The organism is Mycobacterium sp. (assembly GCF_004298145.1).
In the GTDB taxonomy this organism is placed as follows: Bacteria; Actinomycetota; Actinomycetes; order Mycobacteriales; family Mycobacteriaceae; genus Mycobacterium.
The window spans coordinates 1-19,386 of record NZ_SCRH01000007.1; the positions used below are offsets into that span (position 1 = coordinate 1).

The 19,386-nt window shown below is 65.4% G+C and carries 14 protein-coding genes and 1 pseudogene; 4 read left to right on the top strand and 11 right to left on the bottom strand.

Annotation, left to right across the window (positions count from 1 at the left end):
- The first annotated feature begins 342 nt into the window (after positions 1-342).
- From EPN51_RS02460 to EPN51_RS02475, 4 genes and pseudogenes are all read left to right on the top strand, one after another.
- On the top strand, positions 343-2,616 hold the full coding sequence (locus tag EPN51_RS02460; RefSeq protein WP_293035831.1) for a hypothetical protein: 2,274 nt from the start codon (positions 343-345) through the stop codon (positions 2,614-2,616).
- A 157-nt stretch (positions 2,617-2,773) separates the two neighbouring features.
- A complete protein-coding gene (locus EPN51_RS02465; protein ID WP_293035833.1) occupies positions 2,774-5,056 on the top strand; it encodes a hypothetical protein in 2,283 nt (760 codons plus the stop codon).
- A 15-nt stretch (positions 5,057-5,071) separates the two neighbouring features.
- Positions 5,072-6,595, top strand: coding sequence for an SEC-C domain-containing protein (locus EPN51_RS02470; RefSeq protein ID WP_293035836.1), 1,524 nt, complete (start codon positions 5,072-5,074; stop codon positions 6,593-6,595).
- Between the two features lie 883 nt (positions 6,596-7,478).
- Positions 7,479-8,165, top strand: a pseudogene (locus EPN51_RS02475) (phosphoribosyltransferase); the annotation flags it as partial.
- Positions 8,166-8,176: 11 nt separating this feature from the next.
- Here the strand turns inward: EPN51_RS02475 and EPN51_RS02480 are convergent.
- The 11 genes from EPN51_RS02480 to ftsW all read right to left on the bottom strand — a co-directional run bounded on the left by EPN51_RS02480 (position 8,177) and on the right by ftsW (position 19,382).
- A complete protein-coding gene (locus EPN51_RS02480) occupies positions 8,177-8,518 on the bottom strand; it encodes a hypothetical protein (RefSeq protein ID WP_293035838.1) in 342 nt (113 codons plus the stop codon).
- Positions 8,519-8,610: 92 nt separating this feature from the next.
- Positions 8,611-9,408: a DivIVA domain-containing protein gene (locus EPN51_RS02485; protein WP_293035841.1), complete on the bottom strand. Its 798-nt coding sequence runs from the start codon at positions 9,406-9,408 to the stop codon at positions 8,611-8,613.
- 260 nt (positions 9,409-9,668) lie between these two features.
- Positions 9,669-9,959 (bottom strand): YggT family protein, encoded by a 291-nt coding sequence (locus EPN51_RS02490; RefSeq protein ID WP_003878110.1) that lies wholly within the window; start codon positions 9,957-9,959, stop codon positions 9,669-9,671.
- 175 nt (positions 9,960-10,134) lie between these two features.
- Positions 10,135-10,788, bottom strand: a complete 654-nt coding sequence (locus tag EPN51_RS02495; RefSeq protein ID WP_293036010.1) for a cell division protein SepF — start codon at positions 10,786-10,788, stop codon at positions 10,135-10,137.
- A gap of 66 nt (positions 10,789-10,854) precedes the next feature.
- Positions 10,855-11,640: a YggS family pyridoxal phosphate-dependent enzyme gene (locus tag EPN51_RS02500; protein WP_293036012.1), complete on the bottom strand. Its 786-nt coding sequence runs from the start codon at positions 11,638-11,640 to the stop codon at positions 10,855-10,857.
- 5 nt (positions 11,641-11,645) lie between these two features.
- Complete coding sequence (pgeF, locus tag EPN51_RS02505; RefSeq protein WP_293036014.1) at positions 11,646-12,362, bottom strand: peptidoglycan editing factor PgeF; 717 nt, start codon at positions 12,360-12,362, stop codon at positions 11,646-11,648.
- Between the two features lie 91 nt (positions 12,363-12,453).
- Complete coding sequence (ftsZ, locus tag EPN51_RS02510; protein ID WP_293036016.1) at positions 12,454-13,611, bottom strand: cell division protein FtsZ; 1,158 nt, start codon at positions 13,609-13,611, stop codon at positions 12,454-12,456.
- A gap of 290 nt (positions 13,612-13,901) precedes the next feature.
- Positions 13,902-14,942: a cell division protein FtsQ/DivIB gene (locus tag EPN51_RS02515; RefSeq protein ID WP_293036017.1), complete on the bottom strand. Its 1,041-nt coding sequence runs from the start codon at positions 14,940-14,942 to the stop codon at positions 13,902-13,904.
- Positions 14,939-16,438 (bottom strand): UDP-N-acetylmuramate--L-alanine ligase, encoded by a 1,500-nt coding sequence (gene murC / locus EPN51_RS02520; RefSeq protein WP_293036019.1) that lies wholly within the window; start codon positions 16,436-16,438, stop codon positions 14,939-14,941. The genes EPN51_RS02515 and murC overlap by 4 nt, the downstream gene beginning before the upstream one ends.
- Positions 16,435-17,670, bottom strand: coding sequence for an undecaprenyldiphospho-muramoylpentapeptide beta-N-acetylglucosaminyltransferase (gene murG, locus EPN51_RS02525; protein ID WP_293036021.1), 1,236 nt, complete (start codon positions 17,668-17,670; stop codon positions 16,435-16,437). Before murG ends, murC begins: the two co-directional genes overlap by 4 nt.
- Positions 17,667-19,382, bottom strand: coding sequence for a putative lipid II flippase FtsW (ftsW, locus tag EPN51_RS02530; protein WP_293036023.1), 1,716 nt, complete (start codon positions 19,380-19,382; stop codon positions 17,667-17,669). Before ftsW ends, murG begins: the two co-directional genes overlap by 4 nt.
- Positions 19,383-19,386 lie beyond the last annotated feature (4 nt).

Genomic DNA, 19,386 nt, shown 5'->3' on the forward strand with positions numbered 1-19,386 from the left:
AAACACACCGCAATCGAGTCGCTGCCCTCCGTGGAAGCCGATCGTCAGGCAGACTCAAGTACGTAAACCTGCTCACTTTTCAACCGGAGCAGGCTGCTCAGGATTCAACCGGAGCCGACACTGCCGAAGCACTGCGGAAACCGGGCAATGCGTGGAATCCCTGAACGTGGAAACGGCCCTCTGCGGAATCCAGCTCAACCACATACTTATTTGCGCGGCCCTCGTGTTCGCCTCGTCCCAAGGTGTCGGATACCGCTAGTACGTTGATGCACGCACGGCGTTTAGTCACCTGGTCGTCTACACGACACGGCCAGTCGGTCGGATCACGGGGATTGGAGTCAAGTGCGGAAGCGATGCAAGAACAAGCGGCGCAAAGGCGCTCCTCGTCAACGGCGGGTTGATCCACTTGGTCTCAGGCGAGACGGCGGTCCAGCCAGTTTCGAAGACGGTCCAGAAATCGATCTCGCCGATATGGTCGACGATATAAGCCTTTTCGCCGGTTGTGACTCAATTGCCGCTGCGCGGACCATTTTGCGCGAACAGATCCAGCTTGAAGTCGAGGCGATGGCCGCTCTGGTGCAAGACGCCGATGCGTTCGACGTCATTGAGCTGATGCGACTGCGTGAACTTGGTGTGGTTCGCCAAGCTGCACCCGGTGGCAGCGCACTCGCCATCGAGATCGTGGCCGCCGTGCTGCTTTCTCGGGGATCTCGGAAGCCGAGCCCGCTGCTCCGCGAAGAGACCGGGCCCCACATGGCCGTCAACGAGTTGCATCAGTGCGCCTTGCGCTTGCTGCGGCTCGCGCAGGCGCGTCAACTCACCGAGGCGGCCTTGAACGGCGATCCTCTCGCCATGCTTGCCGCCGAGTATCAAGGGACCGTCATGGGCATCCGCAACTTGCAGTACAGCAGCGTTCGAGATGCGCACGAAGCTCAGCTCTTCGACAATGAGCGAGCGGCTAGCCTGATGCAAAAACACTTGGGATACACCTACCCGCAGGTCGTCGCAGTTCGCAAAGCCATCCGTGAGGTGTCAGCGCAACGGATGACTGAGCTCCGGGATGGAACCGCGGACATCATGCTGCGCAACCAGGGCGCTCCGCCGGACCAGATACCAGCAGCCGAAGCGGAGGAAGTGATGTCGCAAATGGTTGCTCTGATGTTCTTGCCGGGAGATCGGGCCACGATTTCCGTGAGCGACGTGGCTTCCTCGGCCGGTGTGAGCGATGAGACGGCGCTTGCTGTGCTGACGTCGTTCTCACAGTTCTTCGACTCAGCGATATCTGCGACTGACCGTGTCTACGACATGCTGGTCGGGACGAATCCGTTCCTGAGCACGCCGCTGGTATCAGACGGTGCCGCCCACTTTGTATCGACGTCGACTGAAGTGGGAAACGACTCGTTGCGGAGGATCTTCGAGAGGGCGCTCACTTCGAACAGCAAGGACTTCACCTCATACGACCAAAAAGTCCGCGTTGCGATGAGCGAGCAGATTGCGCTTAACGGGCTTGCGTCGATCCTTGACACCCCACCGTCGCACGCTGCATTCAAGTACTTTGCGCCGGAAAACGAAGACGAAATCGGTCAGCTTGGATCCGGGTGTGCGGACCCCGCCGCAGTGGGCAAGCAAGTCGAAGGCGACGGCCTTTTCATCATCGATGACGTTGTGATCGTCGTGGAGACAAAAGGCAAGTCGATGGCCGAGCAGTCGCGACGAGGAGACGTCACACGGCTTTCGCGCGATCTCGCCGCGACCATTGGCGATGCCTGTGAACAGGCTAAACGGATCGAACGTCTCATTGAAACCAACCGGGGCATCTGGCTTACCGATAAAAGCTGGCTAGATTTGTCGCAAATCCGCGAGGTCCGTTGCGTGGCGGCACTCCTAGACGATGTCGGCCCTCTAGGTACCGCGATCGGTCGACTTCAGCAGGCCGGCATTGTCAGCGAGGCCAAACCACCGTGGATCACCTCGCTGCACGACCTCACTACCATCGCCGCAGTTTGTGATCGACCCGCAGAGTTCCTCCACTACCTCAGAGTTCGAACCGACAGCCCAGTCACCACTCACTTCTGGGCACTCGACGAGCTCGACCTGTACATGATTTTTCTCCAGGGAGATCTCTGGGTCGATGATGATGACGAAGATGCCATCAGCATGGTCGACGACCATTGCGTCGAGCTCAACAAGTGGATGGATCGGCACGAACATGAGGGGACCGAATTACCCGAGAAGCCGTCGTTCAATGCTGTCCCAGCGATGCTGGAGCTCGTTGACGCGATTACCGCCTTACGCCAACCAGGGTGGCTGCGCTGCGGCGCCGACCTCTTGTCCTTGGCGGGCGAGGCGCAACAACAACTCCTCGACATGATCGCTGAACTTGGCCGCCGCACTGAGGACGACGGCGACGAACACCATGGGGCCTTCTCGTTTGACAGCACGTGGGAGCGTCCGGCCTTTTTCTTCGCGATCAGTCCAATTGGAATGAACATGGACGATGTTGCGACGCAACTCTTCGCATATATGGGAGGGAAGTCCGCGCAGATCGGGGCCGAGCGCTCCTACGGACTCATATTCGACACCCACCAAAAGTTGGGACGGTTTCTCTACTTGTAAGCACTTTTTCCCAGCCCGGCTCTTCGAAAAAACACTGCTTAGCCCCCGCCGGAACACAGCTGTTCCCCAACCAAACCCGATAATTTCGCCGAGAAGTCTGCACACGGGTTATGCAGACAAGTGCGCGCTCGTCGGGGGTATGCGGTAGGAGACACATATGGATGCCGATGACACGGCGCCAGAGGCCCGCAGTACCCAATTCGAGTCAGCATGGTCGGCGTTCGACGACGCGACGCGTGCGGCAGACCGCATGGCGAGCACGTGGAACGATCTAGTCGCTCCGGATCTGTTCAGAACTAACGTTCACGTCGATGACGACGGAAATGGACGTGTCGACGTCCAAATTGATGAATATGAGGGTCACCAGCTTGAAGACTTGGAGCTGCACGCCCGCGCGTTCATCGATGCGCTGATGACGACCGCACGCGAAGCACTTCGTGCCACTGAGAAGATTGTCTCGGGCCCGTTGGGTCCACCCCAGGTCGAGAACCTCCCGCTTTTCGGTGCAGAGTCTGAATTTCTTGCGTTCGTCGAATCGGGGGCATTGTCAGGGCTGCGACCTGACCAGATCCAATTGATCGAACAGTTCCAGCCCTACTACTGGGCTGATGCCATCAAGCCAGCTCATCAACGATTCGGCGCAGTCGTGATGCGCCTGTTCGGCCTCGCGACGCCCATACAACGGGAAGCCCGCCCCCTAGTGGCCTTCTGGGTGCAGTCCGCGCTCCCAGCCTTGGAAGCAGATCCACCAGCGGTAGTCACTCAGTTGCAGACCTACCCCGATGGGGTTCTCGTCGATTGGCATCTGGTCGCCACGTTCCATGTGCCTCCGGGTACCTCGCCGCAGTACACCCCCAATATCGCCATTGATCCCATCCTCAATACAGAGCCCTGGCCGGAGGGTCCAGACGACAACATGAGCGTCCAATGCCGCCAACTCCTACGGGCGATCGAGGAGCTCATCGTGGCCTTCGAGCGTTCAGTGGGACTCCGGGCACCGCTCAACGATGGTCACTTTCGGCTTATCCCAGCCGAAGACGATCCCCTGTGGGCGCGAGTAGACACCAGCGATAACCCTGACGTCGAGGCAGGCCTTGCTGGATCTGACATCGGTCTCGCAACCTATCGTTCAGGAGACGACCTCATCATGCTGGTTCAACGCCCCGACGGTGTCTATGGACGAATTGTCCCGATGGCCGGCGATCTCGATCCGGCCGCAAATCGTGGTGCAGCGGCCGAGGATGCGAGTCGTGACTCAGCCGCCCAGTGGGGTCTTCCGGATTTCGTCTTTGACCCCGAAACCGTCCAACGTGGCAGTGCCACAAGAGAAGTCGGCGACAGCACCGTCATCTGCGGTGATCGCGGGCTGGCCGTTCAAGTGAAGGCGAGGACCAACGCGACCACAACAGACGATCGGGAGCGTGCATGGATTGCCAAGAAGGCCAAGGAAGGAGCGCGGCAGGCAAGCGGATCCGTCAGGACAGTTCAGCGCGGACCCGTTGCGCATACAAACGCACGCGGACGGTCAATCACCGTCGACGGTAATGCGATTCAGTGGGTCGGCGTGGTGATCATCGACCACGACACGCCCTCAGACAACGTGTCCGCCTATTCAGAAACTGTGCCGATCCCCTACGTTGTCATCCTGAGGAGAGAATGGGATTTTCTGTTCGATCAGCTGCGTTCGACAACCGCCGTCGTGGACTACCTCCATCGCATCGCCGGGCATCGCGTAGCGCCTGGCAAGCACGCCACTCATTACTACGAGTTGGCGCTTGCCGACGAACGCACACCACCGGACTTTGAAAGATCTGGCATCCAGGCCTCCCTCAACGATCCCGAGCTTCGCACCTCACGACCGACACTGCCACTTGAACCGGCAAGCGCAGCAGACGAATACGGGGCACGCATGTATCGCCAGATCCTCGAAGACATTGCGGAATGCCGGCGGAACGGCGACGAGGCAGACCGCTTATTCGTACTGCACCTGCTCGACAAGCTCTACGTAGCCGAGCGCGCCGTTGTTGGCCGACTGCTGTTAACCAACATGAGCAAAGCACCCCGAGTGGACATCGGCACCACCCGTTGGGATTTCCGACGCTATCTACTCGGTGAGACCGATCTCCATCTGGCATACGCAGTGTGCAACCACTTCACCGACCGACATAGGGACGCGTTCAAACAGTGGGGCATGCTGCGCCACCACGAATGGATCACGGACCTAGAACCCGACCGACGAAGTGACGCGACGACGGTGGCAGCGATGCTGACTCCGCGCTATGACAAGGTTCATCCTTGGGACACAACCTTATTCGCACACTTCGGTGAGAGACCTTTTGACGATGACGAGCTGGAATCGATGCGCAGGCTATGGAACAACCCCCAGAATTTCGCTACTGACGCAGAGATTGAGTCGAGCGGTCGGCCAAGTGATCAATAAGAGAGGGTGACGATCGTGGATCCATTGGCCCCGCTGGGTCGCAATGAAGAGTGCTGGTGTGGATCCGGCGCGAAATACAAGCGCTGCCATGGCGATCACCGCCCCGGCTCGCAGCCAGGCGCACCGCTGCCGCCCGACCGAGAGGGCAGCGTTTTCTTGAGTCCCACCGTGAACATGGCAACCGATGCGATCACCATCCCCGAAGGTGGGGCACCCTTCAGGTTCGCCGAGACTGAACTGGCCGCCAGAGCGGTCGAATACACCAACTGGGACGCGCACCTCATTGAAGTCGCCGCATCTGCTGGGCAAGTGTTGTCCCCGTCCGATCTGGGGCGACTTCGGGTCGAAGTCCTGAGCCGACTGGCATCACTCAGTACCGATGATTCGGAGCCAAGCGACGAGATCAAGCACGGAATTCTCCTCCTGGCAGCGCAATCGATCCGGACGATAAGCGCTCTCGCTCAGACAACTCCGAAACCGTCGATGCTCTGGAATCAAGAGCTCGATCCTGCAAAGTTCTTGGGCCGCACCCTGCTACTGGCAGACCACGTGGTTATGCCAGATCGGGTCTTCAAGGCGCTTTTGGAGGGTCCACAAGACAAATCCCTGCGGAGAGCAGCAGAAAACGAGCTTAAGCTGAGCAAACTCCTCAGTGCAGGGCTAGTAATCCCCGTGCCGATCGGACCAGCGATGGCCCTGAGCGGTGCAGCATCTATCAAGCTCACCAACCGCGACTTAGAAGATGCCGCTCTCGTCTCCTGGGTTCGGGACCAACTGATCCTCGAAGGCCCGACGGCAAGGGAAGCCCTATTCGTGCGAGCCAAAGACGATCTGTCCAAGCACGCCGACAAATTTTGGCTCTACAGTCACATGGACCCTGACTCCCTGAGCGCGGGTGACGGACGATTCACAACCCGCATGCTCCAACCCTATGACCCCGAACACGACTACAACCCTTGGATCAGACAGGCATCAGACTCCGCAATCAGCTTCTACGTGCAACGCACGGCCAAGCGACTCGTCACAGCCGACGTCTACGGCTCCGACTACGTATCGGCATCAATGTTCGAGGCGCGGCTCCTCAACCGACGAGGGCGCAGTGGCGGCAACACAGCCGCTCAGGCCGCTATGTGGGCCGACGTGCCACGGCTCCCAAGTCTCTCGGCGCCCGACCTAGTCAAAGTAATTCAAAACGAGGAAGCCGTTGACGACCTTCGGCGACTTGTAAGAGCCTCGCTGGTAACAGCGCGCACTGCTGGCGAACAAGCTGACGCATTAACGACGCTGGCTCATCAGCTGGAGGCAACCTCGCACCGCTTGGAGAGATCGTCGATATCGGACCGCTGGTGGCAGATGGCGGCGCCCGGAGGTCTCGGGCTGGGCGGCCTCGTAATTGGTTCCTTCTCTGGCGGATTGCCCGCGGCACTAGGAGCGACGCTAGAGGTGCTCGCCGGCGTCGCGCCGTATCTTGGCGCTCGCGCTAACACTCGACACGAGGCAGCGCATCTATTTTTGACGGCGCGCCGCAAGGCGTGGTGAGACAACCGCGAACCGGACCACAATCACAACGTCTTGTCGTCGTACTACGTCGGCTTCACCGAACACGCACCCAGAGGCAGAACAACGCCGCGGTGCTGAACTCAGCCTGGCACTGCAGTGGCGGCGACACCCACCAAAAAATCGGAGCCGACAGATGCAGTTACAGACAGCACTTCACTGTTCATACTCACCACCTCCCTACGCATCCAGCCTCGCGCGCGAGACACCAACGTCGGAACAATGTTGAGAAGTACAGCCACCACCAAAATGGTCAGTGCCAGACCTGGCATTCCTGCCAGGCTCAGTCCAGCTCATCAATATTACCAAAGCTCAATGCAGAATCTGGGGCGATAAGCAATATGATGTTCGACACATGGCGCCGCGATTGGACGCGCGTGGACGGCCTGTACGCGTGGAGCTCTACCGTCCGGTCGACGGGAAACGGCGACAACTCACGCGCGTAGCTACCCGGATGAACGATGCTGGACTGCAAGGAATGAACACAACCCGGCACTACCGCGCCGGCCCCTGGCCGAACCATTCAAGGTCCCCGCCAGACACGAAAGCGTCCTTCCAGTCATGAGACGCTGGTCAACAACTCAGCTGGAAAGTCTCGACTCGTGTCGCAAGTGGCCAAGTCCCCCCTCGGACACACGACTGAGGCGAGCGAAATGAACGCTTGCATTCATTTCCGAGCCGATGGAGTGTGTTGAGCGGCGAAGCCGCGATCACACATCCGGCGGCCGCACACCCGCGCCGATGGCGCCGTGGGATTCAACGTCGCTCGCAACATCCAATCACCTTCCCGCGCAGCATCATTGCGCTTGCGGGGGCCGGCGGCCCGGAACACGGTCCGCACGTAGTCGTTCAGACGTAGGCTGGTGTGCGACCCATGAACCGACGGGACGGCTTTCTCCGGCGAACGGCGACACGCAGTTTTCGTGACCGCCGCGAGGCCGGTCGCGCGGTGGCCGAGCAGCTGATGTCCTACGCAGGCCGCGACGACGTGCTGGTGTTCGGGCTGGCACGCGGCGGCGTGCCGGTGGCCTGGGAGATCGCCGCGGCACTGCATGCCCCGCTGGACGTGTTCCTGGTGCGCAAGCTCGGGGTGCCGAACTGGTCGGAGCTGGCGATGGGAGCGCTGGCCAGCGGTGGCGGTCTGGTGATGAACGACGACGTCGTCGCCAGCTTGCGCGTCACCGACGAGCAGGTGCGCGAGGCGATCGACAGCGAGACGGCCGAACTGCTCCGGCGTGAACACGCCTACCGGGGTGGCCGCCCGGTCGCCGACCTGCGCGACCGGATCGTGATCCTGGCCGACGACGGGATCGCCACCGGCGCCAGCATGCTGGCCGCCGTGCGGGCGGTGCGAGCCGCAGGGCCGAAATCGATCACGGTCGCGGTCCCGGTGGGACCGGAGTCGACCTGCCGCGAGCTCGCGCGGGAGGCCGATGACGTGGTGTGCGTGACGATGCCGCCCGGATTCGAAGCGGTCGGGCAGGTCTACGACGACTTTCATCAAATCAGTGACGACGAGGTGCGCGAACTGCTCACCACGCCGACCGGCTGAACGCGCGAACGCTACTTGGTGGGCTCGTCGCTGCGGCCCTCGGCCGCGACCCTGGATTGCTCCGGCTCCTCCGCCTGCACGCCGGTGACGGCCTCCGGTTCTCCCTCAGCGGGGACTTCCTCGAGGTAGTCGACGTAGTCGAGTTCGTCGGGAGTGGCCTCGCCCGCATCCTGGCCTTCGTCACCACCCAGGTCACGCTGCTGGCGCTCCCGCAGGGCGTCGAGGACCAACAGCACCACGCCCACCACGCTGGCGGCGATGCACACCCAGGCGACCAGCTCGTTACTGGTGACGACGGCGAACACCAACGCGACGAGCCCGATCAGGGCTAAGACCAGCGCAATGACGAGCATCGGGCATCCTCCAGGCGACGAGCGGGACTGCGGTGTTCAAGACCTAGTGTGCCAACCCCGAAGCTCGGCGAGCATCCGGCACAGCTGAAAGGCTAGTTGTTGCCCCGGTTGAATTGGTCGAACCCACCCGCATCCGCACTGGAGTCCACGGGTGCCGCCGATCCGCGCTGGCCGAGTTCCTCCAGCTGAGATTCCAGGTAGGTCTTGAGCCGGGTGCGGTATTCACGTTCGAAGGTGCGGAGCTGCTCGAGGCGGCCTTCCAGAACCGTGCGCTGCTGGTTGATGGTGCCCATGATCTCGGAATGCTTACGTTCGGCGTCGGCCTGCAGGGCGTCGGCCTTCTCCTGGGCCTGGCGCAACTGGGTCTCCGAGCGGGTCTGCGCGTCCGCCAACATCGCGTCGGCGCGCTGCCGGGCCTCGGTGACCGTGGTCTCGGCGGTGCTGCGGGCCTCACTGAGAATCTGGTCGGCGTTGGTGCGGGCGTCGGACAGCATCTTCTCCGACTCGGCCTGCGCGGTGCTGGTGAGCCGGTCGGCGGTGTCTTGGGCCAGGCTCAGCACCCGAGCGGCCTTCATGGCCTGTTCCTCGTTGTTGACCGGGGCGGCCGGGGTGGGCGCCGCCTTGACGGGCTCCGGCTCGGGCTCGCGGACGGGAATGGCCTGGGTGGGCGCGGCGGCAGCGGCCGGGGCGGCGGCACCGCCACCGGACGCCAGCTCCTGGTCCAGCTCGTCAATCCGCTGGCGCAGATCGCTGTTCTCTTCGATGAGTCGCGTCAGCTCGCCTTCCACCAGATCGAGGAAGGCATCCACCTCGTCTTCGTTGTAGCCCCGCTTGCCGATCGGTGGCTTACTGAACGCCACATTGTGGACGTCGGCTGGTGTAAGCGGCATTGTTTCGTCCCCTCAAGTTCCTATCAAACGTTCTGGAAAGTGTAGAACGCAGTGGTAGCCGTAGCGCAACTGCCGTCCATCCTGTCACACCAGGCGCGACGGTTGCTGATTAGCCCAATAAATAAGACCCAATTTCAAACACTAAGGCCAATAAAATCCGAAACCTTAGAAATTTTAAATCGCGGAAACCAAACCGACGCTAAAGCGTGGCCGATCCGTCTCCGGGCCGGGACGGGCTCACATCGCGGGCCGGGAAAGACTCACGCCGCGGCGCCGAACGCCAACTGCATGCCAATGAACGCCACCAGCAACAGCACCATGATCGACAGGTCGAAGCGCACCGCTCCGATGGTGAGTTGGGGGATCAGCCGCCGGAGCAGTTTCACCGGCGGATCGGTGATCGACATGATGATCTCCAGCACCACCACGGTGATCCCGGTGGGATGCCAGTCCCGGCTGAACGAGCGGATGAACTCGACGACGACCCGAGCGATGAGCAGCAGCCAGAAGATGAACAGCGCAAACCCAAGGATCTGAAAGAACAACACCAACTGAAGTGCCCCGACCTTACCGATGAGATGCCAAGCGATGCCAAGCGCCGCGGACGTGCGCGGCGCCTGTCAGCCTACCGACTCCGGGTTACCGACCCCACGTCACGTGGCCCCAGAAGTCGCTCAACCGTTCGAGCGCGCGCTCAACCCCCGCCGACAAGCGTGCGGCGTGCGGCTATTGGTAAGCGTAGAAACCGGTTTCGGCGATCCGGCGGCGTTCCTCCGGGGACACGTCCACGTCGGCGGGCGACAGCAGGAACACCTTGGTCGCCACCTTGTCGAAGGAGCCGCGCAGCGCGAAGGCCAGGCCGGCCGCGAAATCGACCAGCCGCTTTGCGTCGGCGTTGTCCATCGACACCAGGTCCATGATGACCGGGGTGCCGTCGCGGAACCGCTCGCCGATGGTGCGGGCCTCGCTGTAATCCTTGGGCCGCAACGTGGTGATCTTCGACAGCGGGTGGCCCTCTTCGAACATCATCGCCATCCGGCGCGGGTCCATCGCCAGCGCACCGCGGGTGGAGTTGCGCAACCACGACCCGAAGCGCGGCCGGTTCATCTCGGGCCGGTCGAAGTCGCGGGGGTGGACGGGACTGTAGCGCGCTTCCTCGCTGTAGCCGCCGCGGTAGCCGCCGGGCGGCGGGTAGTCGGCGGGCTCGCGGCGCGGGTCGTCGTAGTCATCGCCGTCGTAGCGGCCGTACCCCTGGAAGGCCTCGTCAAATCGCGGGCGCGGGAAACCGCGGGACGGCGCGCGATCGTCGTAATACTCGTCTTCGTAGTCGTCCATTGGGGCCATACCGAAATAGGCCTTGACTTTGTGCAGTGTGCTCATTGCGTTGACCCTTCTAGCCCCTGGGATTCCTGGTGTTAGTGATAAAGCTGTTACTGCAGTGACTACTTACGGTGACGGTAACGGTCGACGGCCCAATAGCGCGGTACCGACACGCACACACGTCGAACCGTGTTTGACGGCAATTTCGAAGTCGTCGGACATGCCGGCGGACAGGCCGACCGCGTTCGGATGCGTTTCCAGCACCCGCCGATGCTCCGATTGGAGCCGGTCAAAGGCCTCATCGGGATCCGAGTTCAGCGGCGGGATGGCCATCAACCCGGCGAGGTCCAGATTGGTCGCCTCCTCGACCTGCGCGCACACCCGGTCGACGGCACCGGGCCGGGAAACGTCCACGCCGCCGCGAGACTTGTCGCCGTCCAGGCTGACCTGGACGTAGATCCGCATCGGGTCGGTGCGGTGCCCCTCGGCCAGCGCCGCCGCCACTCCCCGGTCGAGCGCGGTCACCAGGTGCACGGTGTCGACCGAGTGGGCGGTGTGGGCCCAACAGGCCACCGATCGGGCCTTGTTCCGCTGGATATGACCCACCATGTGCCAGCGCGGGCTGCCCACATTCGCCCGCTCACAAGCGGCCAACAGCCGAGTGACTTCGGCCACCTTCGCCGTCGCTTCCTGGTCTCGCGATTCGCCAACGGCCCGGCAACCCAATCGGGACAAAGTCACAACATCGGTTGCTGGGAAGAATTTGGTAATCGGTAAAACTTCGATTTCCCCGACATTGCGGCCCGCCGCTTCTGCCGCCGCGGCAAGGCGTGAGCGCACCGCCGCCAATGCGTGGGTTAATTCCGATTCGCGGTCACTGCCGCTTTCTGGATCTGATGCTCTTACCGCCATCGCGGTCACTCCATCCAGACCATCGAGGCCAGCCGACCGGTGGGCGCATCCCGGCGATGACTGAACAATGTCGGGTCGGCCACCGTGCACCGCGGATCGATATCGATCGCCGCGATACCCAAATCCTTTAATTGGCAAGCGATTCCGACCCGCAGATCGAGTCCTGGAGTTCCGGCCGCGGTGGTGGTACGGCTGCCCGGCAGCGCCGCATCGACCTCGTCGGCCATCGCCTCCGGGACCTCGTAGTTGTGGCCGCTGACCGCCGGGCCCAGCAGGGCAGAAATGTCGTCGGGCCGCGCACCCAGCTCCAGCATCGCCTCCACCGTCCGCGCCACCACACCGCGCTGAGCCCCGACCCGGCCGGCGTGTACCGCCGCGGCCACACCGGCACGCGCATCGGCCAGCAGCACCGGGACGCAGTCGGCGGTCACCACCGCCAGCGCGAGTCGCGCCGTGCGTGTCACCAACGCATCGGTGCCCACCTCGGCGCCGACGGCGGCACTCTGCGGCCCGTCGACCACCTCGACCCGATCCCCGTGCACCTGGTTCATCCACACCACGCGGCCGGCACGCAGGCCGACGGCGGCGGCCAGGCGCGCCCGGTTCTCGGCGACCGCCGCCGGGTCATCACCGACGTGGTCGCCCAGGTTGAAGGTGTCGAAGGGTGGCTTCGAGACACCACCGGCGCGGGTGGTGGTCACCCGCCGGATGCGAACACTCACATGACCAGTATCTCCGAAGCTGTTGCCCGCCAGGCTGCATCGACGTCCGGCCGCGGCCGGTTTGTCGCGCAGTGGCAAGCAAATTGAGACCTCAGCGGCGCATGAACGGCGGCACATCGACGTCATCGTCATCGCCGCCAATATTCAGGGTCGAACCGTTCGTGTGCACCGGCACGCTGACCGCGTCGACCGGTTCGAACAACGTCGAGGTGAGCTTGCCGGCCTTCGCCGACTCGATGCGGTGCGCGCCGGTCTTCTCACCTTTATCGGCGTTACCGCCGATGACGGGTTTGCGGCCGGGGCCGGTGGCGTCGAAGCCCGCCGCGATGACGGTGACACGCACCTCGTCGCCCAGCGAGTCGTCGATGACGGTACCGAAGATGATGTTGGCGTCTTGGTGCGCGGCGTCCTGCACCAGCGAGGCCGCCTCGTTGATCTCGAACAGCCCCAGGTCACTGCCGCCGGCGATCGACATCAGCACGCCCTGTGCCCCCTCCATCGACGCTTCCAGCAGCGGCGAGTTGATGGCGATCTCGGCGGCTTTGAGCGAACGGCCCTCGCCGCGGGCCGAGCCGATGCCCATCAGCGCGGTTCCGGCGCCGGACATGATGCCCTTGACGTCGGCGAAGTCGACGTTGATCAGCCCCGGGGTGGTGATCAGGTCGGTGATGCCCTGAACACCGTTGAGCAGCACCTCGTCGGCGCTGCGGAAGGCGTCCATCAGCGACACCGCGGCGTCGCCCATCTGCAGCAGCCGGTCGTTGGGGATCACGATCAGGGTGTCGCAGCTCTCCCGCAGCGACGCGATGCCGGTTTCGGCCTGGTTGCCGCGCCGCTTGCCCTCGAACGAGAACGGCCGGGTGACCACACCCACGGTCAGCGCGCCCAGCTTGCGGGCGATGCTGGCGACGACGGGAGCCCCGCCGGTGCCGGTTCCGCCGCCTTCACCCGCGGTGACGAACACCATGTCCGCCCCGCGCAGCAGCTCTTCGATCTCGTCCTTGGCGTCGTCGGCGGCCCGGCGCCCGACCTCCGGGTCGGCGCCGGCGCCCAGCCCGCGGGTGGAGTCGCGCCCGACGTCGAGCTTGACGTCGGCATCGCTCATCAACAGCGCCTGCGCGTCGGTGTTGATCGCGATGAACTCGACGCCTTTGAGGCCCTGTTCGATCATTCGGTTGACGGCGTTGACGCCGCCGCCACCGATACCCACGACCTTGATCACGGCCAGGTAGTTGTGCGGGGGGGTCATCATTCGTCTTCCTCCCTGATGGGCTCGGCTCTCCCGGCGGTGGGCTCCTCCGGACGTTGGCGGTCCCGTCTGGCAAACTCTCAACCTCAACCATAGAGTTAGAGTTATGTCAAGTAGTTCCGCGCAACCAGAACGGTATGGGCACGGCGCGCGCTAACCTCGCAGGCGCGCCGACGCCGGCGCGCAAATTTTTTCTTCGCGAAGGTGCGCATAATGCCGACAGTTCCCGGCGTTTCGCGGACAAACACGCACCCTCGCGGTGGAGGGGACCGCGCGAGTGACGAAGATCGCTACTTGACCGTCGGCAGGTCGGGGCTCGACACGTCGTAGGTCTTGCCGGGCTGGGTCAACAGCGCGGACAGCTTCTCGGCCTTCTCGTCGGTGCGATCGGTGGTCCCCCAGATCACCACCCGGCCGTCGCCCAGCGTCAGGGTGATCGAGGCCACCGAGGGCGCCGCGATCCGCCCGACCTGATCCTCGACCTCGGGACGCAGCGCGGTCAGCACCGCAAGGGCGGCCTTGGTGGCCGGGTCGTTCGGGCCCGGGTCGGCGACATCGAGGTAGGGCAGCGCCGGAGGCGGCGGCCCGGTCGCAAAGTCCACGCCGTCCCGGTCAAAAAGGTGGGGCCCGTCGGGAAAGTCTTTGACCGCCACCGGGACTCGCTCGACAATGGTGATCCGCAACGCGGACGGGTACTGGCGCTGCACGCGCGCGCTGGCCACCCGGCGGATCGCCGCCACCCGGTCGGCGACCTGGCTGGTGTTGATCTGCAGCAGCGGCGTCCCGAGCCGCACCTGCGCCGCATCCAGGACCTCGTCACGGGTCACCACGCCGGTGCCGACGACGACGATGTTGCGGGCCGACATCGCCGGCGTGAAATAGAGGACCAATGCCAGCCCGATACCGACGATCACCAGCAGGACGGTCACCAACAGCATCTTGAGCCCTTGAACAACGCCCCGCGCAACAGGTGTGGACTCGCTGACCGGCCGGCCGGTGACCCTGCGCTTGGCTTCACGGCGCGCCTCTTCGATCGCGGTGGCGCGGGCCTGGGCGGCTCGGCGTTCGGCGCGTTCGCGGCGGGCCCGCCGGCGCGGCCCCTCGACCTCCGCCGGCTCGGTTTTCCGATCGGCCTGTTGATCGGCGTCCGCCTGGTCGGCGCCCGTCCCGGTGAAGAGCGGTTCGGTGACCGCGTCATCGGGGACCGGGTTGCCGGCCCCGTCGCCGACACCCGGTTCGCCCGGCTGCTCAGCGGGCCGCTCCGCAGCCCGCATCGTCGCCGGGCGGTCGGTCGGGGTGGCGCCGGTCGGTTCCGCGTCCGGCGGGGTCATCGCAACGCCCCCGGTGCGCCGCGGTTGGCCCGCACCCGCAGGGCCGTGACGATCTCGGGCCCCAGCAGCGTCACGTCGCCGGCTCCCATGGTGACGATGACATCGCCGGGCCCGGCCACCGCGGCCACCTGCTCGGCGGCGGCGGAGAAGTTCGGCAGGTAGCGCACCGGAACGCTGACGTGCTCGGCGACGCTGGCACCGCTGACACCGGCCAGCGGTTGTTCGCGTGCGCCATAGACGTCGAGAACGAAGACCTCGTCCGCGCCGTCCAGCGCGTGACCGAACTCCTCAGCGAAAGCCTTTGTCCGCGAATACAAATGGGGCTGGAACACGGCTATGCTGCGGCCGTCGCCGCTCTGCTCGAGCAGAGTTCGGACCGCCGCCAGCGTGGCGACGATCTCCGTGGGGTGGTGGGCATAGTCGTCGAACACCCGCACCAGGGAGTTCGGCGCCTGCCCGTTGCCCGCGGTGCCGACCAGCTCGAATCGGCGGCGCACCCCCTCGAAGCCGGCCAGCCCGTCCAGCACCGCGTCGACCGGGGCGCCGATCACGAGGGCCGCCAGCAGCGCGCCCATCGCGTTGAGCGCCATGTGGCGCCCGGGCACCGACAGCCGCATCACCCGCGGGTGCTGCTCCGGGTCCAGTTCGGGGGCCAGCTGGATCTGGGCGACCGCTTCGGTGCCCTGCTGTTGCCACGACAGCAAGTCGGCGGCCAGCGGTTCACCCGATCGCGGGGTCCCCGAACCGGATCCGTATCGCAGCACCCGTATGCCCAGTTCGGCCGTGCGCCGGGCCAGCGCAGCCGCCCCCGGGTCATCGACGCACACCACCAGCGCCCCGCCCGGGGCAAGCCGCTCCACGAAGGAGTCGAACACGTCGACGTAGGCGGCGGCACTGCCGTAGAAGTCCAGGTGATCGGTCTCGATGTTGGTGACGACCGCGACGTTGGGCGTGTACTCGAGCAGCGACCCGTCGCTTTCGTCGGCCTCGGCGACGAAGCAGTCGCCGCTGCCGTGGTGGGCGTTGGTCCCGGCCTCTCCCATCTCGCCGCCGACCGCGAACGACGGGTCGCGCCCGCAGTGCTGCAGCGCCACGATCAGCATCGACGTCGTCGTCGTCTTGCCGTGCGTGCCGGTGACCATCAGCGTGGTGCGCCCATCCATCAGCCTGGCCAGCACGGCCGGCCGCAGGATCACCGGAATGCCGCGACGCCGCGCCTCGACGAGCTCGGGGTTGGTTTTCGGGATGGCGGCGTGGGTGGTGATGACCGCGGTGGCGCCGCCGGGCAACAGATCCAGCGAGGACGCGTCGTGACCGATGCGGATCTGCGCACCCCGGGCGCGCAGCGCGTGGATGCCGCGCGACTCCTTGGCATCCGAGCCGGAGACCAGCCCGCCGCGGTCGAGCAGGATGCGGGCGATGCCCGACATGCCGGCTCCCCCGATGCCGACCATGTGTACCCGCTGCAACTCGGGCGGCAGCTGTTCGGTGTTCACGGGGTTCCCCCGGACCACCGGCCGCCCAAGCGGCCGAGCCGCGCCTTCCTGGCAATGTCCAGCGCCGCCTGGGCCACTTGGCGCGCCGCGTCGGGATGTCCCACGCGCGCGGCGGCCGTCGTCATCGCCGCCAGCCGCGACGGGTCGCCCACCAGGGTCGCCACCTCCCGAGCGACCAACTCGGGCGTCAGGTCAGCATCGGCGACCACCATGCCGCCGCCGGCGTTGACCACGGGCAGCGCGTTGAGCCGCTGCTCGCCATTGCCGATCGGCAGGGGCACGTAGATCGCCGGCAAACCCACCGCCGAGACCTCGGCGACCGTCATCGCCCCAGACCGGCAGATCACCAGGTCGGCGGCCGCATAGGCCAGATCCATCCGGTCGAGGTAGGGCACGGCCACGTACGGCGGATCGCCCGGGCGGGGTTCGCGCAGGTCGAGCACGTTCTTGGGGCCGTGCGCATGCAACACGGCCACGCCCGCGTCGGCCAGCCCGGCGGCCGCCCCGGACACGGCCCGGTTCAGGGAGGCCGCGCCCTGCGAGCCGCCGAACACCAGCAGCACCGGGGCGTCCTCGGCGAAACCGAAGTGTCGGCGCGCTTCGGCGCGCAGTGCCGCGCGATCCAACGAGGTGATGGCCTCGCGCACCGGCACTCCGACCACCTGGGCGCCCGGCAGCCCGCAATCGGGCACCGCGGAGAGCACCCGCTCGGCGCTGCGGGCGCCGACCCGGTTGGCCAGCCCGGCGCTGGCGTTGGCTTCATGGATCACCACCGGAACGCGGCGCTTCCGTGGGTGCACGCCGGGGAGGCCGCGGGCGGCCAGATAGGCCGGGAGCGCCACATACCCGCCGAAGCCGATCACCACGTCGGCCTCGACCGCGGTCAGCACGGCGCGGGTTTCCCGGACGGCCCGCCATACCCGCCGTGGCAGGCGGGCCAGGTCGCCGCTGGGCTTGCGCGGCAGGGGCACCGGGGTGATCAGCTCGAGGGCATACCCGCGCTCGGGCACCAGCCTGGTCTCCAGCCCCCGCGCGGTGCCCAACGCCGTGATCCGGACCTGCGGGTCGAGCGCACTCAGCGCGTCGGCGACGGCCATCGCCGGCTCGACGTGGCCGGCCGTCCCCCCGCCGGCCAGCACGACCGACACCGGACCAAAGGCCGACAACGCGGCACCGGCGGGCAGAGGGTCTGCCCCCCGCCCGCCGGTCGGCTTGTTGACCGTGTCGTTCACCCGTAACGCTGACCTTCCAATGCGCGTGTGCGCCGTTGCTGACGCCGGCCGGCGCCCTGGCCGGCGCCGGAATTGGCTCCAAGGTTCGCATACCGCTGGCCAGATCCATGATGCCTCGCCCGCGAGCGGGCGCCTCCCGCAGACTGACGAGCCGGGCGGCCGGCCGCGCGCGGGGGCGCCTGTCGCAGCGGCGCGTCGGCGTTGCGGGGCGCCTTGCGCCCGGGCGACCCCGCGCCCTTGCGTTTCGCGTCGACCGACTGCGGGCGAGACCGGTTGCGGTCGCGGAACGCCTCCAGCCGGGTCGGCGAATAGGGCTCGGGCAGCGGCAGCCGCAGCAGCCGGTTCACCTTGTCGTCGCGGCCGGTGCGCAGCGCGACTACCGCCTCGGGTTCGTGACGGGCCGCGTTGGCCATGATCCCGATCATGAAAAGCGTTGCCGCGGTGGATGTTCCACCCGCGGAAATGAGCGGCAGCTGAATGCCTGTCACCGGGAGAATCCCGATCACGTAGCCGATGTTGATGAACGCCTGACCCAACACCCACATCGTCGTGGTGGCGGTCAGCAGCCGCAGGAACGGGTCGGCCGACCGGCGGGCGATCCGCATCCCGGTGTAGGCGAACAGCCCGAACAGGACCAGCAGCCCGAACGCGCCGATGAAACCGAGCTCCTCGCCGATGATCGCGAAGATGAAGTCGTTGTGGGCGTTGGGCAGATAGTTCCATTTGGCCGTGCCCTGCCCCAGGCCGTCGCCGAAGATGCCACCGTGGGCCAGCGCGAATTTCGCCTGTCGGGCCTGGTAGCCGGTGTCCTGCGGGTCGTTTTCGGGGTTCATCCAGGACCGCACCCGGTCGGACCGGTACCCGGCCGACATCGCCAGGATCGCGCCGGCCATGAAGACCGCCAGCAGCGAGGTGCCGAAGACGCGCAGCGGCAGGCCGGCGTACCAGAGCAATGCGAGCAGGATGATGCCCAGCGACACCGTCTGCCCGAGGTCGGGCTGCGCCACGATCAGCGCCAGCGCGATCACGGCCGCCGGCACCAGCGGAATCAGCAATTCGCGCAGGCTGGCGCGCTCCAGGCGGCGGGCCGCCAGCATGTGCGCACCCCAGATGGCGAAGGCGATCTTGGCCAGCTCGGAGGGCTGCATCGAAAAGCCCGCCACCACGAACCACTTCCGGGATCCGTTGGCCAGGTTGCCGATGCCGGGGACGAGCACCAAGACCAGCAGGATGACCGTGACGACGTAGCCGGTGAAGGCGACGCGACGGATGAAGCGCACCGACATCCGCAACGAGGTGTAGCAGGCGATGAGCCCGATCACCGTCCACAAGACCTGCTTGCCGAAGATGATCCAGGCCGACCCGTCGGCGTCGTAGGACCGCACACCCGACGCCGAGAGCACCATGATCAGGCCGAGCGTCGTCAGCAAGCCGGCTATGGCGATGATCAGGTGAAACGAGGTCATCGGCCGGCTCAGCCAGGCACCGAACCGGTTGTGCGAACCGCCGTCGTTGCCGGCGGCCTTGTCCTTTGGCGCCTTTGGCGCCTTGTCGGCCCCGGGGGCCTTGCCGGTGTCGTCCGTCGGGGCCGCGTCGGTGTCGGTCGCCGCCGAACCGGCGTCCTGGGCGGGCCCGTGCTCGGTCGCGGGGGCCTCAGTGGCCTCTGCGGTCGCTTTACCCCGGCCCAGGAGCCGGGTCAGTGCGTTAACCACGCCC